The organism is Zavarzinia sp., assembly GCF_041650655.1.
Taxonomy (GTDB): domain Bacteria; phylum Pseudomonadota; class Alphaproteobacteria; order Zavarziniales; family Zavarziniaceae; genus Zavarzinia.
Genome location: NZ_JBAZKR010000024.1, coordinates 23863 through 48662, shown reverse-complemented (window position 1 = coordinate 48662; position 24800 = coordinate 23863). Strand labels below are relative to the sequence as shown.

23 protein-coding genes are annotated in these 24800 nt (G+C 68.1%); 12 read left to right on the top strand and 11 right to left on the bottom strand.

The features are described 5' to 3' along the window. The first annotated feature begins 102 nt into the window (after positions 1 to 102). The 8 genes from WC493_RS07680 (at position 103) to WC493_RS07645 (ending at position 7896) form a co-directional block, all read left to right on the top strand. A complete protein-coding gene (locus WC493_RS07680) occupies positions 103 to 921 on the top strand; it encodes a transglutaminase family protein (protein ID WP_373064215.1) in 819 nt (272 codons plus the stop codon). An 86-nt stretch (positions 922 to 1007) separates the two neighbouring features. Further along, positions 1008 to 2423, top strand: coding sequence for an MATE family efflux transporter (locus WC493_RS07675; RefSeq protein ID WP_373064213.1), 1416 nt, complete (start codon positions 1008 to 1010; stop codon positions 2421 to 2423). A gap of 6 nt (positions 2424 to 2429) precedes the next feature. Further along, entirely contained in the window at positions 2430 to 3170 is a 741-nt protein-coding gene (locus WC493_RS07670; protein ID WP_373064211.1) for a TlyA family RNA methyltransferase, read from the top strand. Then, positions 3163 to 4389: a class I SAM-dependent RNA methyltransferase gene (locus WC493_RS07665; protein WP_373064209.1), complete on the top strand. Its 1227-nt coding sequence runs from the start codon at positions 3163 to 3165 to the stop codon at positions 4387 to 4389. Before WC493_RS07670 ends, WC493_RS07665 begins: the two co-directional genes overlap by 8 nt. A gap of 64 nt (positions 4390 to 4453) precedes the next feature. After that, a complete protein-coding gene (locus tag WC493_RS07660; protein ID WP_373064207.1) occupies positions 4454 to 5509 on the top strand; it encodes a methyltransferase domain-containing protein in 1056 nt (351 codons plus the stop codon). Then, complete coding sequence (locus tag WC493_RS07655; RefSeq protein ID WP_373064205.1) at positions 5490 to 6167, top strand: rhomboid family intramembrane serine protease; 678 nt, start codon at positions 5490 to 5492, stop codon at positions 6165 to 6167. Before WC493_RS07660 ends, WC493_RS07655 begins: the two co-directional genes overlap by 20 nt. Before the next feature lie 66 nt (positions 6168 to 6233). Continuing rightward, positions 6234 to 7535, top strand: coding sequence for a 3,4-dihydroxy-2-butanone-4-phosphate synthase (ribB, locus tag WC493_RS07650; RefSeq protein WP_373064203.1), 1302 nt, complete (start codon positions 6234 to 6236; stop codon positions 7533 to 7535). 10 nt (positions 7536 to 7545) lie between these two features. Beyond that, positions 7546 to 7896 (top strand): ferredoxin family protein, encoded by a 351-nt coding sequence (locus WC493_RS07645; RefSeq protein ID WP_373064201.1) that lies wholly within the window; start codon positions 7546 to 7548, stop codon positions 7894 to 7896. Here WC493_RS07645 and WC493_RS07640 read toward each other — a convergent pair. After that, complete coding sequence (locus WC493_RS07640) at positions 7893 to 8732, bottom strand: hypothetical protein (protein ID WP_373064199.1); 840 nt, start codon at positions 8730 to 8732, stop codon at positions 7893 to 7895. The genes WC493_RS07645 and WC493_RS07640 overlap by 4 nt on opposite strands. Before the next feature lie 120 nt (positions 8733 to 8852). On the opposite strand from WC493_RS07640, the gene WC493_RS07635 reads away from it, so the two are divergent. Beyond that, a complete protein-coding gene (locus tag WC493_RS07635; RefSeq protein WP_373064197.1) occupies positions 8853 to 9932 on the top strand; it encodes a TAXI family TRAP transporter solute-binding subunit in 1080 nt (359 codons plus the stop codon). A 120-nt stretch (positions 9933 to 10052) separates the two neighbouring features. On the opposite strand, the gene WC493_RS07630 is transcribed toward WC493_RS07635, so the two are convergent. After that, positions 10053 to 10697 carry a glutathione S-transferase family protein gene (locus tag WC493_RS07630; RefSeq protein ID WP_373064195.1) on the bottom strand — a complete coding sequence of 215 codons (645 nt, stop codon included), beginning with the start codon at positions 10695 to 10697 and terminating at the stop codon, positions 10053 to 10055. 86 nt (positions 10698 to 10783) lie between these two features. On the opposite strand from WC493_RS07630, the gene WC493_RS07625 reads away from it, so the two are divergent. Together WC493_RS07625 and WC493_RS07620 are read left to right on the top strand one after the other, a co-directional pair. After that, entirely contained in the window at positions 10784 to 12199 is a 1416-nt protein-coding gene (locus tag WC493_RS07625; RefSeq protein WP_373064193.1) for a M17 family metallopeptidase, read from the top strand. Then, a complete protein-coding gene (locus WC493_RS07620) occupies positions 12196 to 13074 on the top strand; it encodes a C40 family peptidase (protein WP_373064191.1) in 879 nt (292 codons plus the stop codon). Before WC493_RS07625 ends, WC493_RS07620 begins: the two co-directional genes overlap by 4 nt. On the opposite strand, the gene WC493_RS07615 is transcribed toward WC493_RS07620, so the two are convergent. The 6 genes from WC493_RS07615 to WC493_RS07590 are packed head-to-tail and all read right to left on the bottom strand — an operon-like array spanning position 13075 to position 21058. Then, the gene (locus WC493_RS07615) at positions 13075 to 14673 is read right to left on the bottom strand and encodes an ABC transporter ATP-binding protein (protein WP_373064189.1); all 1599 of its coding nucleotides are present in this window, start codon (positions 14671 to 14673) and stop codon (positions 13075 to 13077) included. Continuing rightward, positions 14670 to 15695: an ABC transporter permease gene (locus WC493_RS07610; RefSeq protein WP_373064219.1), complete on the bottom strand. Its 1026-nt coding sequence runs from the start codon at positions 15693 to 15695 to the stop codon at positions 14670 to 14672. Before WC493_RS07610 ends, WC493_RS07615 begins: the two co-directional genes overlap by 4 nt. 11 nt (positions 15696 to 15706) lie before the next feature. After that, positions 15707 to 16798 (bottom strand): microcin C ABC transporter permease YejB, encoded by a 1092-nt coding sequence (locus tag WC493_RS07605; RefSeq protein WP_373064187.1) that lies wholly within the window; start codon positions 16796 to 16798, stop codon positions 15707 to 15709. A gap of 1 nt (position 16799) precedes the next feature. Next, complete coding sequence (locus WC493_RS07600) at positions 16800 to 18623, bottom strand: extracellular solute-binding protein (protein WP_373064185.1); 1824 nt, start codon at positions 18621 to 18623, stop codon at positions 16800 to 16802. A 38-nt stretch (positions 18624 to 18661) separates the two neighbouring features. Next, the gene (locus WC493_RS07595) at positions 18662 to 20485 is read right to left on the bottom strand and encodes an extracellular solute-binding protein (protein ID WP_373064183.1); all 1824 of its coding nucleotides are present in this window, start codon (positions 20483 to 20485) and stop codon (positions 18662 to 18664) included. Positions 20486 to 20509: 24 nt separating this feature from the next. Next, positions 20510 to 21058, bottom strand: coding sequence for a cytochrome c family protein (locus WC493_RS07590; protein WP_373064181.1), 549 nt, complete (start codon positions 21056 to 21058; stop codon positions 20510 to 20512). 364 nt (positions 21059 to 21422) lie between these two features. On the opposite strand from WC493_RS07590, the gene WC493_RS07585 reads away from it, so the two are divergent. After that, positions 21423 to 22301: a prephenate dehydratase gene (locus tag WC493_RS07585; RefSeq protein ID WP_373064179.1), complete on the top strand. Its 879-nt coding sequence runs from the start codon at positions 21423 to 21425 to the stop codon at positions 22299 to 22301. Between the two features lies 1 nt (position 22302). Here WC493_RS07585 and WC493_RS07580 read toward each other — a convergent pair whose 3' ends face one another. Genes WC493_RS07580 through WC493_RS07570 form a run of 3 tightly spaced genes read right to left on the bottom strand, consistent with a single transcriptional unit; the run spans position 22303 to position 24770 of the window. Next, positions 22303 to 22884 (bottom strand): GNAT family N-acetyltransferase, encoded by a 582-nt coding sequence (locus tag WC493_RS07580; protein ID WP_373064177.1) that lies wholly within the window; start codon positions 22882 to 22884, stop codon positions 22303 to 22305. 8 nt (positions 22885 to 22892) lie between these two features. Continuing rightward, positions 22893 to 23738, bottom strand: a complete 846-nt coding sequence (gene sseA / locus WC493_RS07575) for a 3-mercaptopyruvate sulfurtransferase (protein ID WP_373064175.1) — start codon at positions 23736 to 23738, stop codon at positions 22893 to 22895. A gap of 33 nt (positions 23739 to 23771) precedes the next feature. Next, positions 23772 to 24770, bottom strand: a complete 999-nt coding sequence (locus WC493_RS07570; protein ID WP_373064173.1) for a cysteine synthase A — start codon at positions 24768 to 24770, stop codon at positions 23772 to 23774. Positions 24771 to 24800: the final 30 nt, after the last annotated feature.

Below are 24800 nucleotides of genomic sequence, written 5' to 3'. Positions count from 1 at the left end.
TGCATTAGGCTCGACGGCCGCGGTGCAACATGCGAGCCTGTTGTTGTGCAATGTACCGTTTCGGATAGGCACGCAGGGTCTTTTCGGAAGGGGTGACGGTCGATGTTCATTCGGTATGGCTACGAGATCACCCTGAGCTGCCCACAGCCGACAGCGATGGTCTGCCTGCTGGCGGTCCATCCCGACCGTGCCTTCGACATGCGCTCGGCCGAGAGTTTCTTCACCAACCCGAACGTGCCGACCTCGACCTATATGGATCTCTACGGCAACCGCTGCCGTCGCTTGGTGGCGCCGGCGGGCGACCTGATGATGTGGGGCGACGCCACGATCGAGGACAGCGGCCAGCCGGACGTGAAGGTGCCGATGGCGCGCGAGGTCCCACCCGCCGAACTGCCGGACGAATGCCTGGTCTATCTGCTGGGCAGCCGCTACTGCGAGACCGACCTCCTGAGCCAGACCGCCTGGGACCTGTTCGGTGCCATACCGCCGGGCTGGGCGCGGGTGCAGGCGATCTGCGATTTCGTCCACGGCCACATCAGCTTCGACTACATGAAGGCGCGGGCGACGCGGACCGCCTACGAGGCCTTCCGCGAGCGGATCGGCGTCTGCCGCGACTATGCCCATCTCGCCGTCGCCCTGTGCCGCTGCCTGAACATCCCGGCGCGTTACGTCAACGGTCACCTGGGCGACATCGGCGTGCCGGTGGTCGATCCGATGGATTTCAGCGCCTGGATCGAAGTCTTCCTCGACGGCCGCTGGTTCACCTTCGACCCGCGCAACAACAAGCCGCGGATCGGCCGCATCGTGGTCGCCCGCGGGCGGGACGCGGCCGATGTCCCTCTGATCAATTCCTTCGGGCCGCATGTCCTGAAATCCTTCCGCGTCTGGACCTACGAAGTCCCGGCCGCCACGACCGCCTGATCCCGGCGCGGCTGCCCTGCAGCCGGCGCACTTTCCAAGCGGCCTGCTGGTCGGCATATTGTCCGGCCCAGCATTCCAGGGCCGTCATGACCATCGGTATCGCCGCGAATATCCCGACCTCCGGCTTGCGCAGTTTCCTGCGCGAGGCGCGGGCGATCGCGGCCGTGGGGCTGCCTTTGGCGCTCGGGCAATGGGCCGGCGTCGCCATGCTGACCACCGATACGATCATGCTGGGCCGTGTGTCGCCCGAAGTGCTGGCGGCGGCGGCGCTCGGCTTTTCCATCGTCATGCTGCCCCTGATGTTCCTGATCGGCCTCGCCCAGGGGGCGACTCCGCTAATGGCCCATGCCCTGGGTGCCCGGGTGCGCTACTTGCGCGATGTGCGGCGGAGCTTCCGCCAGGTGCTGTGGGCGACCGGGATCGTCTGCGTGCCGGTGATCGCGGCCTGCTGGCAGGTGGGCGCGCTGCTCCGCCTGATCGGGCACGAGCCGGCGCTGGCGGACGCGACCCAGGACTACGTGCGGGCGGTCTCGCCCACCTTGCTGACCAGCGCCTGGTTCGTCGTGTTGCGCAATTTCATGGCCACTTTCGACCGGCCGCGGGCGGCGCTGGTGATCGCGCTGCTCCAGGTCCCGGTCAACGGCCTGTTCATCTATGTCCTGATCTTCGGGCACCTGGGCTTGCCGGCCCTCGGTGCGGTCGGGGCCGGCATCGGGTCGAGCCTGTCGGGCCTGCTCGCCCTTGTAATCCTCGGCGTCTTCCTGGCGCGCGATCGGCAGTTCCGCCGCTTCCATCTGTTCGGCCGCTTCTGGCGGGCGGATTGGCCGCGCCTCGGCCACATCTTCCGCCTCGGTACGCCGATCGGCCTGACCATCACCTTCGAAGTGATGCTGTTTTCGGCCGCTGCGCAGATGATGGGGCTGATCAGCCCGCTGGCGCTGGCCGGGCACCAGATCGCCATTCAGATCGCTTCGACGACCTTCATGGTGGCGCTCGGCCTCGGCCAGGCGGCGAGCATCCGGATCGGAGTCGCCGCCGGGGCCCGCGATGCCGTCGCGGTCAGGCGTACCGGCTGGACGGCGCTGGTGCTCGGCTGCGGCTTCATGGGGGCGATGGCGGTGGTCATGGTGATCTGGCGGAGCGCCATAGCCGGCCTGTTCCTGCCCGACCAGCGCGGGCCGGAGGCGATGGAAGTGCTCGCCTTCGCCTGTGATTTCCTGGTCCTGGCCGGGCTGTTCCAGGTCGTGGACGCGGCCCAGGTGGTGGCGGTCAACCTGCTGCGCGGGTTGCAGGACGCCCGGGTGCCGATGATCTATGCGATCGGCTGTTATTGGGTGATCGGCATGACCGCGTCCTGGGCGCTGGCCTTTCCGCTCGGCCTCGGCGGGCAGGGCATCTGGTGGGGCTTCGTCGCGGCGATCGGTACTTTCGCGGCGCTGCTGGTCCGGCGTTTCGCCCGGCGCGAACATGTGCCCTCTTACCGGGCGCTGTTTGCGCTATAAGCGGGCATGAGCAAGATCCGCCTCGACCAGTTACTCGTCGACCGCGGCCTGGCGGAGAGCCGGACGCGGGCGCAGGCCATCATCATGGCCGGCAATGTCTTCACCGGCACCCGCCGGCTGGACAAGGCGGGCGACAAGGTGGCCGAAGACATCGCCCTCGAAGTGAAGGGCGAGCCGCACCCCTGGGTCTCGCGCGGCGGGCTCAAGCTGGTCAAGGGCCTCGACCAATTCGCCGTCGATCCCGCCGGCCTGACCGCGATCGACGTCGGCGCCTCGACCGGCGGCTTCACCGACGTGCTGCTCACCCGGGGCGCCGCCCGGGTCTATGCCGTCGACGTCGGCCACGGCCAGCTCGCCTGGAAACTGCGGAACGATCCCCGTGTCACCGTGATGGAACGGACCAACGCCCGCCATCTCGACGCCACCATGATCCCCGAGCCCGTCGACCTCGTGGTCTGCGACGCCAGTTTCATCGGCCTCGAAGTCGTATTGCCCGCCGCACTCGCCCTGACCCGGCCCGGCGCCCGCCTGATCGCCCTGATCAAGCCGCAGTTCGAGGTCGGCAAGGGCAGGGTCGGCAAGGGCGGCGTGGTGCGCGAGCCCGAGTTGCACCAGGAAGTCTGCGACCGGATCGCAGCCTGGGTCGCCGGCCTGCCCTTCTGGCGCGTCCTCGGTGTGACCGAGAGCCCGATCAAGGGGCCGGAGGGCAATGTCGAATTCCTGATCGGAGCAGCGCGCGATGCCTGAGACCCTGGAAGCCGTGGTCAGCCGCCTGGGCGCTCAGGGCGACGGCACGGTGGAAACGCCGCGCGGCATCTTCCACGTCCCCTTCGCCCTGGCCGGGGAAAAGGTGCGGATCGCGCTCGAGGGCAAGGCGGCCAGGCTGGAAGCCGTGCTCGAAGCCTCGCCCGACCGGGTGGAACCCGCTTGCCCGGTGTTCGGGCGTTGCGGCGGCTGCCAGTTGCAGCATCTGGCGCCGGCGGCGGTGGCCGAATTCAAGCGGAACGGCATCCGGGCGGCGCTGGCCCATCGCGGCTTCGGCGATGCCGAGGTGCTGCCCACCCTGTCGCTCCCGGCGGGGGAGCGGCGGCGTGTGCGTTTCGCCGTGCTGCGCGTCGGCCGGCGGATCTTCTTCGGCTTCCACGAGCGCCGCGCCCATCGCCTGGTCGATGTCGATTCCTGCCCGGCCATCCTGCCCGGGTTGAACCGGCTGGTGGCGCCGCTGCGGGCGCTCGCCGAACGGATCGCCTTCGAGGCGGCGACGGTCACCCTGCTGCCGGGCGGCATCGACCTCGCCCTCGACGGCAAGCTGAAGCTCGACCTCGCGACCCGGGAAGCCCTGGTCGATTTCGCCGAGGCCCAGGGCGTCGCGCGGATCTCCGCCGCCGGGGAAATGGTGCTGGAGAAGGGCGGGCCGAGCCTCGCCTTCGCCGGGGTCAGTGTCTCGCCGCCGGCCGCCGGCTTCCTGCAACCGAGTGCGGCGGGCGAGGCGGCGCTGGTCGAGGCGGTGCTGGCGCGGCTGGGCGAGGGGCACAAGCGGGCGGTCGATCTCTTCGCCGGCTGCGGCACCTTCACCTTTCCCCTGGCCAGGATCCTGCCCGTCCAGGCCTTCGAGGGCGACCAGGCAGCAGTCGACGCCTTGGAGCGGGCGCGGCGCCTGGCCAAAGGCATCAAGCCGGTCGAGGCCAAGCGGCGCGACCTCTACCGCCGGCCGGTCGAAGCGGTCGAATTCGCGGATGGCGACGTCGTGGTGATCGATCCCCCGCGCGAGGGGGCGGAGGCCCAGGCCCGCACCCTGGCCGAATCCCCGGTCCGCCGCATCGTCGCGGTCTCCTGCAACCCGGCCAGTTTCGCCCGTGACGCCCGCATCCTGGCCGATGCCGGTTTCCGTCTGGGGCCGGTGCAGCCGGTCGACCAGTTCGCCTGGTCGTCCCACATCGAACTGGTCAGCCACTTCGAACGCTGAGGATGGCGGGATGGCCTGTTCCACCGGCGGGCGAGGGGCCTTAAGCTCTCCCGACGGAGGACGGATGGCACGGTCGCGCAGATTCGAACTCGCCTATGGCGCCGCCCGGGCCGCACGGGTGGCCTGGTTCGCCGGGCAATATCTGGCGGCCGAGCGGCTCACGCGGAAGGACCGCGGCCGGCTGGCCGGGACCCGGACCGGGGTCGGCTGGCGCCGGCTGCTCACGTCGATCGAGGAACTCTTCGCCCGCGACCTCGCTCAGATCGAGGCGGGGACCTATGCCCTGCCGGCCGACCTGGCACTCCGGCCGGGACGGGCGTTCCGCGATGCGCTGCGCTTCTTCCGCGACCTGCCGGCAGTCGCCCGGCGCCACCGCGAGCACGACCATGCGGAAGTGCGGACGGCCGATCTCGACCGCGTCTATCCCCGCTACTACCTGCAGAATTTTCATTACCAGACCGACGGCTGGCTCTCCGACCGTTCGGCGGCACTCTACGACCAGCAGGTCGAGGTTCTGTTCAGCGGGGCGGCGGCGGCGATGCGGCGCCAGGCCCTGCCGCTGCTGCGCCGGGTGATCGCCGGCCGCGACCTCCGCGGCCTTCGGGTCGCCGACATCGGCTGCGGCACCGGCGGGTTGATCGCCGACATGAAGGCGACCTGGCCGCAGCTCCATGTCACGGCGCTCGATCTTTCGCCCGCCTATCTGCGCCGCGTGCGGCGCAGGCTCCAGGGGCGCGGCCGGCTCGGTTTCGTGCAGGCCAAGGCGGAGGCGCTGCCCTTCGCCGACGAAAGCCTGGATGCCTTGACCTGCGTCTATCTCTTCCACGAGTTGCCGCCGCGGGTCCGGGAAGAGGTGGCGGCCGAATTCGCCCGGGTGCTGAAGCCCCGCGGCGCCGCCATCGTCGTCGACGCCCTGCAGACCGGGGATACGCCCGATTTCGACGGGCTCCTGGCCTTCTTCCCCGAAGCCTTCCACGAGCCCTATTTCAGCAGTTACGCCGCGGAGGATTTCGGGCGATTGTTCGGGGCTGCCGGACTTACTGTCGAGGCGACGGTGCCGGCCTTCCTGTCGAAGGCCGTGTTGCTGCGAAAGGGTGACCTTGGTCTTTCCGATCTCTGACGGCCTGCCGACCCGGCGCCCCCCCGTCGTCAACTACACGCTGATGATCGCCTGCTTCCTGGTCTGGCTGATGCAGCAGGTCTCGGGCCATGCCGATCTCGATGCGCTGCGCTACGGCTTCGTGCCCTATTTTCTGTTCGAAGGATTGCCGGCCGATTACGACATCGGCGCGGTGCCCAGCGTCTTCACCCTGGTGACCTATGCCTTCCTGCACGGGTCTTTCTGGCACCTGGGCGGCAACATGCTGTTCCTCTGGATCTTCGGCAACAATGTCGAGGATGCGCTGGGCCATCTCGGCTATCTCGGCTTCTATCTCTTCTGCGCGGCCATGGGGGCGCTCGTCGAAGGCTTGGCCGATCCCCTGTCGAAGGCGCCGCTGGTCGGTGCTTCCGGTGCCATCTCCGGCGTGCTCGGCGCCTATCTCATGCTCTATCCGCGCCAGCCCGTCGTCCTGTTGGTGGGCTTCTTCCCGCTGCCGGTGCCGGCCTTCATCGCCATCGGCGCCTGGTTCGTGATCCAGGTCGTGGACGGCATTTCCGGCGCCGCCTCGGCCGAGAGCGTCGCCTGGCTCGCCCATGTCGGCGGCTTCGTGGTCGGCGTCGGCCTGATCCGGCCGTTCCGCCAGCAGCTCCGGCCCTGGCGTGGCCCCTGGGATTGATTTCGTTGAACTGAAATGGCCTAAGATTTTAGTTCAACTTAAATTCCCCTTGGCTATACTGGCGGCATGAAGCTGGTGGAATGGCTGAACCGCGAGGGCTTGACCCGCATCGAACTGGCGCGCCGCCTCGGCGTGTCGCCGGCAGCCGTCACCCAGCTCTGCAACAACGAGACGCCCTGGCTGTCGCGGGAGACCGCGGAAGTGCTGCTGCGCGTGACGGAAGGTGCCGTGACGCCCAACGACTTCATGGGCTTGGGCGTGCCGAAGGAGAGTGACGTGTCCCATGCCGTGACAGAAGCCGTGGCCGCCATGGCCCGGGGCGAGATCGTCGTCGTGACCGACGACGACGACCGCGAGAACGAAGGCGACCTGATCTGCGCCGCCGCGCTGTGTACGCCCGAGAAGATGGCCTTCATCATCCGCCATACCTGCGGCATCGTCTGCGCGCCGCTCGCCCCGGCGGAGGCGCGGCGCCTCCGGCTCGATCCCATGGTGCCGTCCAACGATGCGCCGCTCGGCACCAATTTCACGGTGACGGTCGACGTCCGCCATGGACTCACCACCGGCATTTCGGCCGAGCAGCGCTCGAATACCGTGCAGGCGCTGGCCAACAACAACATGGGGCCGGCGGATTTCGTCCGCCCCGGCCATGTCTTCCCGCTGATCGCCAGGGACGGCGGCGTGCTCATGCGCTCCGGCCATACCGAGGCGGCGGTCGATCTCTGCAAGCTCGCCGGCCTGCCGCCGGTCGGCGTCATCTGCGAACTCGCCAATGACGACGGCACGGTGATGAAGGGAGCGCAGATCCAGGCCTTCGCCGAGCGCCATGGCCTCAAGCGGATCTCGGTCGCCGACCTGATCGCCTATCGCCAGATGCGCGAGAAGCTGGTCGAACGGGTCGGCACCTTCCCGGTCGAGACCGAGGCCGGCCCGCTCGTGGGCTATGCCTATGTCACGCCCTTCGACAGCGTGCAGCATTTCGCCTTCGTGCTCGGCGACCTGGGTGACGGGCGGCTGGTGCCGGCCCGGCTGCACAGGGCCAATGTGATCGCCGACGTCTTCGGCGGCGCGCCGCTGATCCACCGTTCCCTCGTCCATATGGGCGAGGCCGGCAAGGGCGTGCTGCTCTATCTCCGGGACGGGACCGCCGGTGTGCCGCCGACGGTCGCGGCCGGCGACGATTCGTCCGAAGCCAAGCGGACAAGGCAATGGCGCGAGATCGGCCTCGGCGCGCAGATCCTGAAGGATCTGGGCGTCGTCTCGATCCGCAACCTGGTTTCGGCCACGGCGTCGAGCACGGGTTTCGCCTATGTCGGCCTGTCCGGCTTCGGGATCGAGATCGCGGAGACCGTCACCCTCGGCACCTGAGGGAGAAGTCATGGCCGGAACCACCCGCGATCTCGCCAAGGCGAAACGCGCCGCCGCCCATCCGAAGCGCCCGGGCAAGCTGTGCCGGGCGCCGGCCGGGACTTACGCGCCGGTGGTCGATCACAGCCGCTGCGAGGGCAAGGCGGATTGCATCGCGGTCTGCCCCCACGACGTCTTCGAGTTGGGCCGCCTGACCGATGCGGAATTCGCCGCCATGGGCTTCTTCACCCGCCTGAAGATGAGCGCCCACGGACGAAAGACCGTGCGCACACCCAAGGCGGAAGATTGCCTCGCCTGCGGTCTCTGCGTCGTCGCCTGCCCGGAACGGGCGATCGCCCTGGTCGAACTGGCCGCGGGCTAGTTGGTGACGCCGAGGATGCTGCTGGGCGCCCAACCGGCGGCGCTGCCGGCCTTGGCGACCAGGAACCAGCCGGCCTGGACATCGAGCACCAGCAGGCTCTGACGGCCAGCGGGCAGGCGGCCGACCACGTCGCAGCGCTGTGCCCCGCAACGCCGGAGCACGAGGCCGCTGCCACCCACCTGGACCGTGCGGACGGGGGCGGCGACCGGGGCCGGGTCGCGCAGCGGCCGGTCCGCGCGGTGCAGGCGCTGGGTGGTGCTCGGGCGGGTTGCCGGCACGGCCACTTCGCCGGTCAGGGGGAAGGCGGCGTCGCTGTAATGGGCGATGCCATAGGCGTGCAGGGCACGGTCGGTGCAGGTCGGCACGTCGGCAAGCGCAATACGCGCTTCCCAGCCGGTGTCGATCAGATTGGGGTGGCGGGCCGCGATGTCGTCCCGCTGTCCGTCCACCGCCACGCTGGCGATCACATGGTCGCAGGCGACCACCAGCACTTCGGCCATTCGGAGGCCGAGGGAGACGTCACCCGCCCAGCCGGAGAGGGTGACCACGCCGCCCGAAAGCGCACTTTGCTCGATCTGGCCGACAGTGGCGCCGCTCGCCGAAGGGGTCCACAGCCAGACCGGATAGGTCTCGTCCATGGCGCGGGAATCGACGTCGACGGCTGGTTCCATGGCGGCCGGTGTCGCCTCCGGCCGGGCCAGGAGTTCGAGGCCGGTGGCCGGCAGCGGGGCGACGGCGGGCGCGCCCGCGACGGTGGTGCCGCGCAGGCCCAGGGTCAGAACGGCAAGGGCGGCGAGGCCGACGAGGGCGAGGCCGGCGAGACGATGAGCCTTCATGGTGGCGGGACGGCAACACTTGCGGCAAACGAGACACGGTGGCAGGGGCGGGAGATGTTCCCAACTTGCCTGCCTGCCATCATGGGCAGATGTTTTAAAAAACTCTAGTCCTGGCCTGCCATGGACCCGCTGCACACATCCGGTACTGACATCATCCTCCGCCTTCCGGCCCTTTTCGACCGGCGGAGCCTGCTGCTCGGCGCCGGCTGCCTGCTCCTCGGGGTGGGCAGGGCGCGCGCGCAGGCGCCGGTGCAGGATGCCCGCTATCTCCGAATCGCGACCGGCAGCGCGGCCGGCACCTATTTTCCGGTCGGCGATACGATCGCCCGCCTGCTCAGCCATCCGCCCGGCCTGCCGCCTTGCGACGCCGGGGCGCCCTGTGGCGTCACCGGCCTGATCGCCACGGCGGAGACCAGCGACGGCTCGGTCGCCAATGTCGCCGCCGTGTCGTCGGGGGCGGTCGAGACGGCACTGGCCCAAGCCGATGTGGTCGCCTGGGCGTTGGAAGGCAAGGGGCTCTTCGCCGGCAAGCCGGCGCTGGCCAACCTCCGGGTGATCGCCAATCTCTATGTCGAGAGCATGCATATCGTGGTGCGGCGGGAGGCCGGCATCACCTCGGTGCCCGGCCTGACCGGGCGCAAGGTTTCGCTCGACCGGCCCGGCTCCGGCACGCGGGGCGATGCCCTGGAGATCCTCGATGCTTACGGCGTGAAGAAGGCCAAGCTCGACATCCTCGACCTCGGCCCGTCGCAGGCGGCGGATGCCCTGAACAGGGGTGAGATCGATGCCTTCTTCTTCCTGGGCGGTGCGCCGGCCGCCAATGTCGCGGACATCGCCGGCAGCGGCGACATCGCGCTGCTGCCGATCGACGGGCCGGTGCGCGACAAGCTCCTGAAGGCCGGGCGCTATTTCACCGCCGGTACGATCCCGGAGGGCGCCTATCCCGGCATCGGGGCGACGCCGACGCTGGCCGTCGGCGCGCAATGGATCTGCGCCGCCGAACTCGCCGAAGCCCTGGTCTACGACATCACCAAGGCCCTGTTCGATCCGGTGAACCGCCCGGTGCTGGCCGAAGGCCATCCCAAGGCAGCCGAAATCACCTTGCAGACGGCCACCGCTGGCTTGGCCGCGCCGCTGCATCCCGGCGCCGTCCGCTTCTACCGCGAGCAGGGCATCAGCCTGCCCGAAGGGGCGATCTGATCGCGCCAGGCCGCCTCTTGCGTCGACGACTGTGGCTTGGTCCCGACGTGGATGCCCGGGACGAGCCCGGGCATGACGATGGAGAGCGGCGCGCGGTCGTCGTGAACGGCCCGATCTCTGTTACAGTCCGCGTTCGGCCCGCGCGCCGGCTTCCCACGCCTGATAAGCGTGGTGGTGGCTGGCGGTCGCGACGTAGTCCGCCGCTTCGGCCAGCAGATGCACGCCATAGGTGATGAAGCGGCTGACCACCGGGGCATACATGGCGTCGGCGATGGTCCAGTGGCCGAACAGATAGGGGCCGTTCTGGCCGAAGCGGGCACGGCAGTCGACCCACAGGCCCTCGATCCGGGAAATGTCGCTGCGGCAGGCGTCCGAGATCGGGTGATTGGAGCGGCGGGCCAGGATGTCCATCGGGCATTCGTTGCGGAGCGCCCCGAAACCCGAATGCATCTCCGCGGCGGCGGCACGGCACAGCGCCCGGGCGACCGAATCGACCGGCAGCAGCGGCCCGGTGCGCGATTCTTCCGCCGCCCATTCGCAGATCGCCAGCGATTCCGGGATCACCACGTCGCCCAGCTTCAGGGCCGGCACCTTGCCGCTCGGCGAATGGCGGAGAATGTCGGCCTTGGTCGCTTCGGTGCGGAGCTTGACATGGGCCTCGATGAAATCGATGCCGCCGGCGGTCATGGCGAGCCAGGGACGCATCGACCAGGAGGAATAGTTCTTGTCGCCGATGACGAGAACGGGGCGGCTATCCTGGACCATGGGCAAGGCTCCGCGGGCTGGGGTAAGCTCGGCATTGCGCAATCGCGCCCGAGTCGTCCGCCCGAATTTCCGCAGGGATTCCTGCCATGTCCGATGCTGTTCCCGCAACGCTCGCCTTGCCGCTGCCCCTTGTCGCAACCCGCGACGCGGCGATCCCCATCCATTGCGTCACGCGGGGCAGTCTCGACTCGCTGATCGACAAGGTACCGGCCTCGGCGCTGCGCTTCGCCCGGGCCAGCGGCTTCGACGGCAAGCCGGGAAGCCATCTCCTGGTGCCCGGGCCGGACGGCGGCCTGGCCCTGGTGTTCTTCGCCATCGGCGGGGCGCAGGAGAACGAGCCCTATGCCTTCGGCGCCCTGTCGGCGGCGCTGCCGCCCGGCACCTATGAGATCGCCACCCCCCTCGGCCCGGCCGAGGCGACGGCGGCGACGCTGGGCTGGGTCATGGGCCGCTATGCCTATCGCCGCTACAAGGACGACGAGCGGAAACCGGCGCCCCTGCTGGTGCCGCCGGTCGGCGCCGATCTCGACGGCGTGCGCCGCACGGCGGAGGCGGTGAGCTTCGTCCGCGACCTCGTCAATACGCCGGCTTCCGACCTCGGGCCTGAAGAACTGGCCGAGGCGGCGTTGCGTATCGCCACCCTGCATGACGCGCGCATCCAGGTCACCGTGGGCGAGGATCTGCTGGAAGCCGGCTATCCCATGGTCCATGCCGTCGGCCGCGCCTCCGAACGGGCGCCGCGCCTGATCGACATCCATTGGGGCGAAGCGGACATGCCGCGCGTCACCCTGGTCGGCAAGGGGGTCTGCTTCGACACGGGCGGCCTCAACCTGAAGACCGGCAACTATATGGCCTTGATGAAGAAGGACATGGGCGGTGCCGCTCATGCCCTGGGTCTCGCCCATATGATCATGGACGCCGGCCTTCCCGTGCGCCTTCGCGTGATCATTCCGGCGGTCGAGAATGCCGTCTCCGGCAATGCCATGCGGCCGGGCGACGTGCTCGAATCGCGGAAGGGCCTGACGGTCGAGATCGGCGATACCGATGCCGAAGGCCGCCTGATCCTGGCCGACGCGCTGGCAGAGGCGGACGAGGAAAAGCCCGACCTGCTGATCGATTTCGCCACCCTCACGGGTGCTGCGCGCGTGGCCCTCGGCCCCGACCTGCCGGCCATGTTCACGCCCGACGACGAATTGGCCGAGGCGATCCTGGACGCCGGCTTCGAACAGCGCGATCCGGTGTGGCGCCTGCCGCTCTGGGCCAATTACGACAAGTGGCTCGATTCCCGGGTGGCCGATCTCAACAATGTCGCCGAAGGCGGCTTCGCCGGCTCGATCACCGCGGCGCTGTTCCTCAAGCGCTTCGTGACCGAGACGTCGAGCTGGGTCCATTTCGACCTCTTCGCCTGGACCCCGAAGCCGGGACCGGGCAAGCCGATCGGCGCCGAAGCCTTCGCCATCCGCGCGCTCTTCGCCCTGATCGCGGAGCGCTTCGGGTCATGAGCGCGCTGTTCGACCGGCGCCTGACCCCGGCTCGGCCCGACCTTGCCGCCGCCTTCCTCGAGGGCAAGGTGAAGGCGGAACGTTACGTGGTGGGGGAGGCTTTTCACGTGATCGCCGCCCATGCGCCCCTGCGCCCGCGGCCGGACGCCGCCTGTCCCCTCGACAGCGAGGTGATCCGGGGCGAGGACTTCATGGTCTATGAGGACCGCAAGGACGGCTGGGTCTGGGGCCAGCTCCGCTCGGACGGCTATGTCGGCTATGTCCCGCGGGCGGCCCTGGCGCGCGGGCCGGCGCCGGCGGCGAGCCATGTCGTCGCGGTGCCGCGCAGCCACCTCTATCCCGTGCCGGACCTGAAGCATCCGCCGGTGACGAGCGTCACCATGGGCGCCCCGCTCGCGGTGACCGGTGCGACAGTGGACGGGCGCTGGCTCGAACTGGACGGTGGGCGTTACATCTTCGCCGGCCATGCGGCCGAGGCGACGGCACTGGCGCGCGATCCGGTCGCCACCGCGGAAGCCTTCCTCGGCACGCCCTATCTCTGGGGCGGGCGCACGGCGGAAGGGATCGATTGTTCGGGCCTGGTGCAGGTGGCGCTGACCCAGGCCGGCCTGCCATGCCCGCGCGACAGCGACATGCAGGCGAGCTTCGGCGAGCCGGTGGCGCCGGGCCAGCCGGTCTTGCGTGGCGATCTCCTGTGTTACCGCGGCCATGTCGCACTGTCGCGCGGCGACGGCACGGTGGTGCATGCGACGGCCGCGGTGATGGCGGTGACGATCGAGCCCCGCGAGGCGCTGGAAGCCCGCGTCCGCACCGAAGGCGGCATCGCGCCGGGGGCGCCTGCGACCATCGCGGTCAGGCGCTTCAAGCTGCCCTGATCAGCGGAGCAGGGCGGCGTCGATCAGGGCCTTGGTATAGGCTTCCTTGGGCGCCGCGATGACATCCTCGATGGTGCCGTGCTCGACGATGCGGCCCTGGCGCATCACAACCATGCGATGGCTCATGGCGCGCACGACCTTGAGGTCGTGGCTGATGAAGAGATAGGCGAAGCCGCGCCTGGCCTGGAGGCCGCGCAGCAGGTCGACGATCTGGGCCTGGATCGAGCGGTCGAGCGCCGAGGTGGGCTCGTCCAGCACCACGAGATCGGGATCGAGGGCGAGGGCCCGGGCGATCGCCACCCGCTGGCGCTGGCCACCGGAGAATTCATGGGGGAAGCGGTCGACCATGTCGGGATCGAGGCCGACCTCGACCAGCGCCGATTGGACCCGGGCCCGGCGTTCCGCGCGGTCCTTCACCATGCCGTGGGCGGCGAGACCTTCGCCCACCACTTCGCCGATCGTCATGCGCGGGCTGAGACTGCCGTAGGGGTCCTGGAACACGATCTGGAAGCTGCGCCGCCGCGCCCGCAACGCCGCCCCGGAAAGCCGCCGCAAATCCTGGCCGAGGAACACGATCCGTCCCGTCGAGCGGAGCAGGCGGAGCAGGGCGAAGCCGAGCGTCGACTTGCCCGAGCCGGACTCGCCGACGATCGCCAGCGTTTCGCCCCGGCGGACCGAAAGGGAGGCGTCCTGTACCGCGATCAATTGCGTGCGGGCACCACCGAACAGATTCCGCTTCAGGGTGAAGGCGACGCTGATCCCTTCCGCCTCCAGAACCATGGGCGCGTCGGGGGCAACCGGTTCCGGCTTGCCGCGCGGCTCCGCCTCGATCAGGTGTTTCGTATAGGGGTGGCGAGGGGCGGTGAAGATCGTCTCGGTCGGACCGTCCTCGACCAGTTCGCCTTCCGTCATCACCAGGACGCGGTCGGCGTGGCGGCGCACGATGGCGAGATTGTGGGTGATCAGCAGGAGGCCGAGGCCGCGCCGCGCCACCAGGTCTTTCAGGAGGTCGAGGATCTTCGCCTCGACCGTGACGTCGAGCGCCGTGGTCGGCTCGTCGGCGATCAGGAGCCTGGGCTCGCCCGCCAGCGCCATGGCGATCATCACGCGCTGGCGCTGCCCGCCGGAGAGTTCGTGCGGGAAGGCGTCCAGCCGCTCGGCCAATGCCTCGAGGCCCACTTCGCGCAGCAGGCCCTGGATCCGGGCGCGCCTGCCGGCGGCGTCGAGGGGGGTGCGCAGCGCCAGGACCTCGTCGATCTGGCGCCCGATCCGGTGCAGCGGATTGAGCGCCGTCATCGGCTCCTGGAAGATCATCGCAGCCTTGGCACCGCGCGCGTCCCGCAGGGTCGCGTCGGAGGCGCCGACCATCTCGACGCCGTCGAGCAGGATGGAACCCTTGGGATTGCTGCCCTGGCCGCGCGCCAGCAGTTGCAGGACCGAGAGCGCGGTGACCGACTTGCCCGAGCCGGATTCGCCGACCAGGGCGACGATCTCGCCCGGGCTCACGTCGAAGGAGACGCCCTTCACCACGTCCCTGGCGCCGTCCTCGGTCCGGAAGCGGACGAAGAGGTCGCGGACGGAGAGGATCGGGGCGGTCACGGTCCGCGCCTCGGGTCGAAGGCGTCGCGCGTGGCTTCGCCGATGAAGACCAGGAGGCTGAGCAGGATCGCCACGGTGAAGAAGGCGGAGAGCGGGATCCAGGGCGCCTGCACGGCGAGATCCTTGGCCTGGGACAGCAGCTTGCCGAGCGAGGGCGCCGACTGCTGCAGGCCGAAGCGGAGATAGTCGAGCGACGTCAAGGTGGCGATCGAGCCGTTCATCACGAAGGGCAGCATGGTCACGGTGGCGACCAGCGTATTGGGCAGGACATGGCGCAGCATGATCCGCACATCGGTGAGGCCGAGCGCGCGCGCCGCCCGCACATAGTCGAAATTGCGTGCCCGCAGCGCCTCCGCCCGCACGAGGCCGACCAGCTCCATCCAGGAAAACACCAGCATGATGCCGAGCAGCCAGAAGAAATTGGGCTCGATCACGGCCGACAGGATGATCAGGAGATAGAGCACGGGCATGCCCGACCAGATTTCGATGAAGCGCTGCAGCACGAGGTCGGTGAGACCGCCGAGATAGCCTTGCAACAGGCCGGCGAGCACGCCGATCACGCTGGACGAGACCGTGAGCGCCAGGCCGAACAGGATCGAGATCCGAAAGCCATAGAGCAGGGTCGCCACGATGTCGTGGCCGTCGTTGTCGGTGCCGAGCCAGTTGCGGGCCGAGGGCGGGGCCGGATAGGGGGCGGCGTCGCGCACCACCGTATCCCAGGAGAAGGGCACCAGGGGCCAGACCACGGTGGCACCCTTTTCCTGGAACAGTTGGTGCAGGAAGCTCGAGGTATAGTCGGCCGGCGTGTCGAAATCGCCGCCCAGCTCGGTCTCGGTATAATCCACCAGGGTCGGGAAATAATGGTGCCCGTCCATGGCGATATAGAGCGGCCGGTCGTTGGCGATGAATTCGGCGAACAGGCTCAGGCCGAACAGGCCGAGGAAGATCCAGAGCGACCAGAAGCCCCGGCGGTTGGTGCGGAAACGGGCTAGCCGGCGCCGGGTCAGGGGGGTGAGCTTCAGGCCCGCCATGGTCAATTGTCGCGCCGGTCGAAATCGATCCGGGGATCGACCAGCGTATAGGTCACGTCCGAGACGATGTTGGTCATGAGCCCGATCAGCGAGAAGAGATAGAGCGTGCCGAAGATGATCGGATAATCTCGCTTCTCGGCCGCCTGGAAGCCGAGCAGGCCGAGCCCGTCGAGCGAGAAGATCACCTCGGTCAGCAGGGACGAGGTGAACAGGATGCCAATGAAGGCGGCCGGAAAACCCGCGATCACGATCAGCATGGCGTTGCGGAAGACGTGGCCATAGAGGATGCGCCGCTCGGTCAATCCCTTGGCCCTTGCGGTCACGACATATTGCTTGCCGATCTCGTCCAGGAAGGAATTCTTGGTCAAGAGCGTCAAGGTGGCGAAGCCGCCGATCACCATGGAGAGCACGGGCAGCGTCATGTGCCAGGCATAGTCCAGCAGCTTGGCGCCGAGGCTCAAGCTGGCGAAATCGTCAGAGACCAGGCCGCGCAGGGGAAAGATCTGCCAGAAGCTGCCGCCGGCGAAGAGCACGATCAGCAGAACCGCGACCAGGAAGGACGGCACGGCATAGCCGACCACGATGACGCCCGAAGTCCAGACGTCGAAACGGCTGCCGTCCCGGATCGCCTTGGCGATGCCGAGCGGGATCGAGATCAGGTAGATCAGCAGCGTGGTCCAGAGCCCGAGAGAGATCGAGACCGGCAGTTTTTCCAGGATCAGGTCGAGCACGGGGCGCGACTGGAAGAAGCTGGTGCCGAGATCGAAGCGCAGGAAATTGCCCACCATCTTGAAGAAGCGGGTGGTCAGCGGCTGGTCGTAGCCGAATTGGACTTCCAGTTCCTTGATGAACTGGGGATCGAGGCCGCGGGCGCCGCGATAGCGCGCGTCGGCCGCCGAGCCGCTGCCGCCCCGGGTCTCGGCGCCGCCGGAGGTGAGGCGGCCCTGATCGGCGGTATCGGGCGAGGTATAGCGGGCGATCACCTGTTCGAGCGGCCCGCCTGGGGCGAGCTGGATCACCAGGAAATTGATCAGGATGATGCCGAACAGGGTCGGCACGATCAGGAGCAGGCGGCGCAGCAGATAGATGCCCATCTCACGGCGCCTTTCCGGCGTCGACCGCAGCGCTGCGCGCCGGATCGAACCACCAGGTGTCGACATTGCCGATGTCATAGACCGGTGCGGTGGCGGGCCGGCCGAAACGGTCCCACCAGGCGATTTTGCGCACGTCCGAGAAATATTGCGGGATGAAATAGTCGTTCCACATCACTACGCGGTCCAGGGCATGGGCCGCATTGGTATATTCCGGGCGGTTGTCGGCGGCGACCACTCGCTCGATCAGGGCATCGACCACGGCATCCTTGATCCCGCCCAGATTCTCGCTGCCCGGCACGTCGGCCGAGGCGGAACCCCAGAGGTCGCGCAATTCGGTGGTCGGGGTCGAGGGCAGGGCGAAGCGCGCACCGACCACGTCGTAATCGTGGGATTGCAGGCGGAGCTGATAGCCGGTCGGGTCCAGCTCACGGTAGTGGGTGAGGATGCCGAGCCGTTCCAGGTTCTGCTGGAAGGGCTGGATGATGCGGGCGAAGACAGGCTCGTCGACCAGGAATTCGATCTCAAAGACCTCGCCCGCGGCATTGACCAGCTTGCCGTCCTTCACCGTCCAGCCGGCCTGGGCGAGGAGGTCGCGCGCGACCTTCAAGCGCTCACGGATTTCGCCCGAGCCATCGGTCGACGCCGGGACATAGGGGCCGCCGAACACGGCGTCTGGGATCCGGCCGCGGTACATCTCCAGGATCGAGAGTTCGTTGGGGCCGGGCCAGTCGTGGGCGGCGAGGGGCGAATTCTCGAAGATCGAGGCCATGCGCTGATAGGCGCCGAAGAAGAGCGCCTTGTTCGACCATTCGAAATCGAAGGCGAGGCCGATCGCCCGGCGCACCCGGACATCGTCGAAGCGCGGCTTGCGCAGGTTCAGGAAGAAAGCCTGGATGCCGGTCGGCCGTTCGTCGGGCAGGGTGGTTCGCTGGATCAGGCCGCGGTCGAAGGCCGGGCCGGCATAGCCGGTGGCCCAGAGGCGCGAGGTGAATTCCTCGCGGAAGTCGTAGGCGCCGGCCTTGAAGGCTTCGAACTGGATGTCGCGGTCGCGGTAGTAGTCGACCCGGATCCTGTCGAAATTGTATCGCCCGGCGTTCACCGGGAGTGCGGCCGCCCAATAGTCGGGCCGGCGGGTGAAGGTGATGCTGCGCCCGGGCTGGATCTCGCCCACGGCATAGGGGCCGGAGCCGAGCGGGGCGTCGAGCCCGGGCGAGGCGAAGTCGCGGCCCTGCCACCAGGCGGCGGAAAAGACTGGCATGGTGGCGATGGCGATCGGCATCGTGCGCCGCTCGCTCGCGGCAAAATGGACTACCACGGTCGCGGGATCGGGCGCCTCGATCGAGGCGACGTCGGACAGGCGCTGGCGCCACGAGGGATCGGCCTTGCTGCGCAGCACGCCGGCGGAAAAGACGATGTCGGCGGCAGTCACCGGGCTGCCGTCGGCGAAACGCGCTTCGGGCCGGAGCTTGAAGATCGCGGTCGAGAAGTCGGGCGAGACATCGATCGTGGCGGCGAGCAGGCCGTAGTAGGAGTCGGGTTCGTCGGCACTCGCGGCCATGAGCGAATCCGTGGTCAGTTCCATGCCCGTCACGGGTACGCCGCGCACGATGTAGGGATTGAGCGAATCGAAGGTGCCGAGGGAGGCCAGCACCATCTGCCCGCCCTTGGGCGCGGCCGGGTCGACATAGTCGAAATGCTTGAAATCGGCCGGATATTTGAGGTCGCCGAAGGGCGAGAAGCCGGCCTGCGGTTCAGCATGAAGGGGAACCGCCGCGGCGAAGGCGAGGGCGGTGGCGAGGGCCAGTCTGACGGTCAGGCGCGACATCGCCGGGATGATAGCAAGCGCAAGCCCGCTTGGAAGCGCTATCCCTTGATCGCCGACGCTTTGGTGGCGTCATACCACCAGGTATCGGGGAAACCGCTGGCATATTGCGGCTGCTTGTCCGGGCGGCCGAAGCGGTCCCAGGCGGCGATCCGATAGACCCCGGCGTGCCACTGCGGCACCACGTAGAAGCCCCAGGTCAGCACCCGGTCGAGCGCCCGGCAGGCGGCGATCAGGCCGGGCCGGCTGTCCGCCCCGATGATGCGGTCGACCAGGGCGTCGATCACCGGATCCTTCAGGCCGATCAGGTTGCGGCTGCCCTGCAGGTCCGCCGCGCCACTGCTCCAGAATTCGCGCTGCTCGTTGCCGGGCGAGAGCGACTGGGGGAAGACCGCGATCACCGCATCGAAATCGAAATTATTGGCGCGCACGACATATTGCGGCGGATCGACGATCCGCGTCGCCGCCTGAATGCCGAGGAGCTGGAGGTTCTTGATATAGGGGCCGAGGACGCGGTCGAAGGTGACGTCGTCGAGCAGGAATTCGATCGCCAGCGGCTGGCCGTCCGGCCCGTTCAGCTTGCCGTCGACGACCTTGCAGCCGGCCTCGGTCAGGAGCTGCTTCGCCTGGCGCAGCAGGTTGCGGTCCTGGCCCGAACCGTCGCTGACCGGCGCCTTGTAGGCGGGGCCGAAGACTTCCGGCGGCAGGCGGTCGCGGAAGGGTTCCAGCAGGGCGAGTTCGGCACCTTCGGCAACGCCGGTCGCGGCCATTTCGGAATTGGAGAAATAGCTCTCGGTCCGCTTATAGGCACCGTAGAACAGCGCCTTGTTCGACCATTCGAAATCGAAGGCGAGGCCGAGGGCCTGGCGAATCCGGCGGTCCTGGAACTTGGGCTTGCGGATGTTGAGGGCGAGACCCTGCATTCCGGCCGGCGTGTGATCCGGCAGTTCCAGCTTCTTCACCTTGCCGTCGGCGACTGCCGGGAAGTCGTAGGCCGTGGCCCAGAGGCGGGCGATGCGCTCCTGACGGACATCGACGGCGCCCGCCTTGAAGGCTTCGAGATTGGCCGTCTCGTCGCGGAAATAGTCGAAGCGGAGACTGTCGAAATTGTCCCGCCCCAAGTTCACGGCGAGATTGGCACCCCAATAGTCCGCCACCCGTTCGAGTACCAGGGTGCGGCCGGGATCGACCTTGCCGATCCGATAGGGGCCGCTGCCCAGCGGTACGTCGAGGCTCGCCTTGGTGAAATCGCGGCCCTGCCAGAAGTGGCGCGGCAGCACGGGCAATTGGCCCATGATCAGTGGCAGTTCGCGGTTGCCGGTGCCGTCGAAGGTGAAGCGGACGACATGATCGCCCGAGGCTTCGACCTTGGCCACATTGGCGTAATAGCTGCGATAGAAGGGGTCGCCCTTGGTCTTCAGCATCTCGAAGCTGAAGACGACGTCGGCCGCGGTGACCGGCTTGCCGTCGTGGAACCGCGCTTCCGTGCGGAGCTTGTATTCGACGAAGCCGCGCTCGGGCCCGACCGTGATCGTCTCGGCCAGCAAGCCGTATTCGGAGAAGGGTTCGTCGGAGGCCTGGACGGTCAGCGTGTCATAGATCGAACCGGCGCCGGCCGCGGCATCGCCCATCACGATGAAGGGATTGAGCGAGTCGAAGGAGCCGAGCACGCCCAGGCGCAATTCGCCGCCTTTGGGGGCGTCGGGCCGGACATAGTCGAAATGCGGGAAGGACGCCGGATATTTCAGGTCGTCATAGATGGCGATGCCATGGGCAGCGCCGGCGGCCTCAGCGGGCCGAAGGCGCAGCACCCCGAGAAGGGGCGCTGCGGCCATGGAGCCGAGCAGGAGGCGACGGGTGATCATCGATCCCTGCCCGGCAACGGGCGATCAGGGCAGCGGAACCGGGCTGTCCGCCATCGAACGCAGGTAGGCGATCAGGTCGGCGCGCTCCTGCGGCTTCTTCAGGCCGGCGAAGCCCATCTTGGTGCCGGGGACGGCATCCTTCGGGCTACGCAGGAAGACATAGAGCTTGTCGTAGTCCCAATTGCCGGCCTGGGCCTTCATGGCGTCGGAATAGGCGAAGCCTTCCATATGGGCGTGCTTGTTGCCCACGATGCCATAGAGGTTGGGGCCGACCTTGGCCGGTTCGCCCTTGCCGGCGGTATGACACGCCGCGCATTTGGCGAACTGCTTCTGGCCGTTCTCGACCGAGGCCGTGGCGAGCAGGGTCGCGATCGGCGGATCGGCTTCCACGACCGGCGCGGCCGCGGTCGCGGCGGCACCGCCGCCCTCGGTCTCGACGCCTTCGACCACATAGACGGACTTGTCCAGCGGCTTGGGCGACACCAGGGCGTCACCGACATTGGAAATCACCAGAAGTGCCAGCACGCTGCCCAGCACAGCACCGGCGATTTTGTTGAACTCGAAGGAATCCATGTGCCCTCGTCCCCTACGTCCAGGGTGCCTTGAGTCCTGGGCGACCATGCCCCGACAAGCGCGCGGAGATTAGCCGCTTCCAAGCAAAAGGCGCAACCCGTATAAGGTCGCGCTATCACGTCGGAAACTGCCGGCAAGTGGCGCGATCTTCGCCGTGTCATGTTGCCGCAGTGGCCGGCGGACGCCAATGGTTTCCATTGCCCGTGGTTCGGAAATTGCAGTCGGGTCGCTTTGATGTCTGGTCGCAGAACATGCCTTCCACGATCGTCGTCATTCGTGCCCGCATGGCGTCGACGTGCCGTCCGGCCGTCGACCACGCGCTGATTCGGGCCGCCCCTGCGCCATCATCGAAGGCCGTGACTGAATGACTTACGATCCCGCCCGCGTCGGCACCAGCATCGTCGCCTATCAGGGCGCCCCGGCGGCTTTCTCCCACCAGGCCTTGACCGAACTCTTCCCCGAGGCGGTGCCGTTGGCCTGCCCGACCTTCGACGAGGCCTTGGGCGCCATCCAGGACGGCACGGCGAAATTCGGCGTGATTCCGATCGAGAATACGCTGGCCGGCCGCGTCGCCGACATCCATCAGCTCCTGCCCGGCGCCAATCTCTATATCGTCGGGGAATATTTCCTGCGCATCCGGCACCAGCTCCTGGCTCCCCACGGCGCCAGCTTCGAGACGCTGAAGACGGTGCACAGCCACCAGATGGCACTCGCCCAGTGCCGCAACCTGCTGCGCCAGCACAATCTGACCCCGGTGGTTCATGACGATACGGCGGGGGCGGCGCGTGACGTGGCGCTGTGGAACGACCGTTCGATCGGCGCCATCGCCTCGAGCCTGGCGGCCAAGATCTACGATCTCGACATCGTCGCCGCCAATGTCGAGGACGCTGCCCACAACACGACCCGCTTCATCATCCTCTCGCGCGAACGGGACGATCCGCCCCCGGGCGGGCCGACCATCACCACCTTCGTGTTCCGGGTGCGCAACGTGCCGGCCGCCCTCTACAAGGCGATGGGCGGTTTCGCCACCAACGGCGTGAACATGACCAAGCTCGAGTCCTATCAGATCGGCGGCAGCTTCACGGCGACCCAGTTCTATGCCGACATCGAAGGCCATCCCGAGGACCGGGCGGTGAAACTCGCCTTCGAGGAACTGGCCTTCTTCTCGACCGATGTGAAGATCCTGGGCAGTTACCCGGCGCACCCCTTCCGCCGCCGCCTGGAGCAGCAGGCGGACGCCTGAGCTAATACGCCTTGCGGAGCGTCGGGCCGGCGGGCCACACCAGACGTTCGCGCGTCGCATAGGGCGTGAAGCCGAAGCGCTGGTAGAGCACCAGCGCCTTCGGATGGTCGAGGGTGCAGGTGTCGACCGTCATGCGCGCCGGGCCGCGTTCCCAGCCGAGCTGGATCGCCTGGTCGAGCAGGAAGGGGCCGAGGCGGCGCCCGATGTAACTGGGGGCGATGCCGAACAGGCCGAGGTCGATCCGGGTGCCGCCGTCGTGCGGCACCAGTTCGAAGAAGCCGGCCGGTGCACCGGCCAGATGCAGGACATAGAGGCCGTAGCCGGGGGCTGCGAGATGGGCGGCCAGGCGTTCGTCGTCCCAGCGCCGGCGGTCCAGCCACATCCAGTCGCGCCCGACGTAATGGTAGAGCCAGCGGAAATAGGCCGGCGGCGGCTCCTCGACCCGCATCAGGGCATGGGGGGTGAGGGGCGGCGGCGCCCGGCGGGGCGCCGGGCGCTCGGCCATTTCGAGATAGGTGATCCGGCTGGTGACGGCCGGGCCGGCTTCCGGAACCCAGTCGGCCGGCGGCTTCTCCTCGGTCACGTCGCCGGTCAGACCTCGATCGGCGCGTCGGCCCGGGCACCCCATTCGGCCCAGGAACCGTCGTAGAGGGCGAGGTTGCGGGCGCCGATCTCATGCAGCGCCAACATAACGATCGCCGCCGTGACGCCCGAACCGCAGCTGCAGATCACCGGCTTGGTCGGATCGATGCCGGCCGCCTGGATCTTTTCGGCGAGGGCGTCGCGCGACAGGAAGATGCCGGTTTCGGGATCCAGCATCTCGGCTGCCGGCAGGTTGATCGAGCCGGGAATATGGCCACGCTTCAGGCCGGGACGGGGTTCCGCCTCGGTACCGTCGAAGCGACCGCGGCTCCGCGCGTCGACCACCTGCTCGCGGTGGGTCACCAGGTTCTGGCGCACCTGGTCGAAGTCGCGCACGCGCATGGTGTTCTGGCGCGCGGTGAAGTGGCGTTCGCGAGGGGCTGGCGGCAGGTCGTCGACCGGGCGGCCTTCGGCCTTCCACTTGGCGAAGCCGCCGTCCAGCACCATGACGTCGTCATGGCCGAAGGCGCGGAACATCCACCACACACGGGCCGCGGCGAAGGGGGCGCCACCGTCGTAGACGACGATCCGGTTGCCGTCGCCGAGCCCCATCTTGCGCACCCGGGCGGAGAATTTTTCCACCGGCGGCAGCATGTGGGGCAGCGGCGAGGTCAGGTCGGCGATCTCGTCGATATCGAAGAACACGGCGCCGGGGATATGACCGGCCGTATATTCCGCCTTGGGATCACGATTGGCACCGGGCAGGTACCAGGATGCGTCCACCACGCGGACGTCCGGCGCATTCAAATGGTCGGCAAGCCATTCGGTGGAAACCAGGCCTGTCTCGTTCGGCATCGAAGCTGCTCCGAATTCGTCTGTTCGTTTTTATCAAAGCCAGTCGGGCGCGGGCAGATTGCGCGCCTTCAGGAATTCCGGGTTGAACAATTTGCTCTGATAGCGTGCACCACCGTCGCACAGGATGGTGACGATCGTGTGCCCCGGGCCGAGCTCACGGGCGAGCCGGATGGCGCCGGCGACATTGACGCCGGTCGAGCCGCCGAGGCAGAGCCCCTCGTGCTTCAGGAGGCCGAAGACGACGGGCAGCGATTCCTCGTCCGGGATCTGATAGGCGGTGTCGACCTTCAGGCCTTCGAGATTGGCGGTGATGCGGCCCTGGCCGATGCCTTCGGTGATCGAGCCGCCCTCCGACTTGAGGACGCCGGTCGTGTAATAGCTGTAGAGGGCGGCACCCGGCGGATCGGCCAGGGCGACCTTCACAGCGGGGTTCATCTGCTGCAGATACATGGCGATGCCCGCGAGCGTACCGCCCGAGCCGACGGCGGAGACGAAACCGTCCACCTTGCCCTTTGTATCGGCCCAGATTTCCGGCCCCGTGGTCTCGAAATGGGCGCGGCGGTTGGCGATATTGTCGAACTGATTGGCCCAGATGGCGCCGTTCGGCTCGGAGGCTGCGATCTCTTCCGCGAGGCGGCCCGAATATTTGACGTAGTTCATCGGGTTGGCATAGGGCACCGCCGGCACCAGGCGAAGGTCGGCGCCGGCCAGGCGCAGCATGTCCTTCTTTTCCTGGGACTGGGTCTCGGGCATCACGATCACGGTGCGATAGCCGAGCGCGTCGCCGACCAGGGCGAGGCCGATCCCGGTATTGCCCGCCGTGCCCTCGACGATCACGCCGCCGGGGCGGAGCAGGCCGCGCCCTTCCGCGTCGCGCACGATCGAGAGGGCGGCGCGGTCCTTCACCGAACCGCCGGGATTGAGGAATTCCGCCTTGCCCAGGATCTCGCAGCCGGTCGCCTCCGACGCGGCGCGCAGCCGGATCAGGGGGGTGTTGCCGATGCTGTCGATGAAACCGCTGCGAATCGCCATGGGCCGCGTTTTCCGAACGAGAACTGCCGA

What these genes read in the sequence shown, in the direction of transcription:
- WC493_RS07680 (WP_373064215.1), top strand. Translation starts at nt 103, where the DNA reads ATGTTCATTCGGTATGGCTACGAGATCACCCTGAGCTGCCCACAGCCG.
- WC493_RS07675 (WP_373064213.1), top strand. Translation starts at nt 1,008, where the DNA reads ATGACCATCGGTATCGCCGCGAATATCCCGACCTCCGGCTTGCGCAGT.
- WC493_RS07670 (WP_373064211.1), top strand. Translation starts at nt 2,430, where the DNA reads ATGAGCAAGATCCGCCTCGACCAGTTACTCGTCGACCGCGGCCTGGCG.
- WC493_RS07665 (WP_373064209.1), top strand. Translation starts at nt 3,163, where the DNA reads ATGCCTGAGACCCTGGAAGCCGTGGTCAGCCGCCTGGGCGCTCAGGGC.
- WC493_RS07660 (WP_373064207.1), top strand. Translation starts at nt 4,454, where the DNA reads ATGGCACGGTCGCGCAGATTCGAACTCGCCTATGGCGCCGCCCGGGCC.
- ribB (WP_373064203.1), top strand. Translation starts at nt 6,234, where the DNA reads ATGAAGCTGGTGGAATGGCTGAACCGCGAGGGCTTGACCCGCATCGAA.
- WC493_RS07645 (WP_373064201.1), top strand. Translation starts at nt 7,546, where the DNA reads ATGGCCGGAACCACCCGCGATCTCGCCAAGGCGAAACGCGCCGCCGCC.
- WC493_RS07640 (WP_373064199.1), bottom strand. Translation starts at nt 8,732, where the DNA reads ATGAAGGCTCATCGTCTCGCCGGCCTCGCCCTCGTCGGCCTCGCCGCC.
- WC493_RS07635 (WP_373064197.1), top strand. Translation starts at nt 8,853, where the DNA reads ATGGACCCGCTGCACACATCCGGTACTGACATCATCCTCCGCCTTCCG.
- WC493_RS07630 (WP_373064195.1), bottom strand. Translation starts at nt 10,697, where the DNA reads ATGGTCCAGGATAGCCGCCCCGTTCTCGTCATCGGCGACAAGAACTAT.
- WC493_RS07625 (WP_373064193.1), top strand. Translation starts at nt 10,784, where the DNA reads ATGTCCGATGCTGTTCCCGCAACGCTCGCCTTGCCGCTGCCCCTTGTC.
- WC493_RS07620 (WP_373064191.1), top strand. Translation starts at nt 12,196, where the DNA reads ATGAGCGCGCTGTTCGACCGGCGCCTGACCCCGGCTCGGCCCGACCTT.
- WC493_RS07605 (WP_373064187.1), bottom strand. Translation starts at nt 16,798, where the DNA reads ATGGGCATCTATCTGCTGCGCCGCCTGCTCCTGATCGTGCCGACCCTG.
- WC493_RS07600 (WP_373064185.1), bottom strand. Translation starts at nt 18,623, where the DNA reads ATGTCGCGCCTGACCGTCAGACTGGCCCTCGCCACCGCCCTCGCCTTC.
- WC493_RS07595 (WP_373064183.1), bottom strand. Translation starts at nt 20,485, where the DNA reads ATGATCACCCGTCGCCTCCTGCTCGGCTCCATGGCCGCAGCGCCCCTT.
- WC493_RS07590 (WP_373064181.1), bottom strand. Translation starts at nt 21,058, where the DNA reads ATGGATTCCTTCGAGTTCAACAAAATCGCCGGTGCTGTGCTGGGCAGC.
- WC493_RS07585 (WP_373064179.1), top strand. Translation starts at nt 21,423, where the DNA reads ATGACTTACGATCCCGCCCGCGTCGGCACCAGCATCGTCGCCTATCAG.
- sseA (WP_373064175.1), bottom strand. Translation starts at nt 23,738, where the DNA reads ATGCCGAACGAGACAGGCCTGGTTTCCACCGAATGGCTTGCCGACCAT.
- WC493_RS07570 (WP_373064173.1), bottom strand. Translation starts at nt 24,770, where the DNA reads ATGGCGATTCGCAGCGGTTTCATCGACAGCATCGGCAACACCCCCCTG.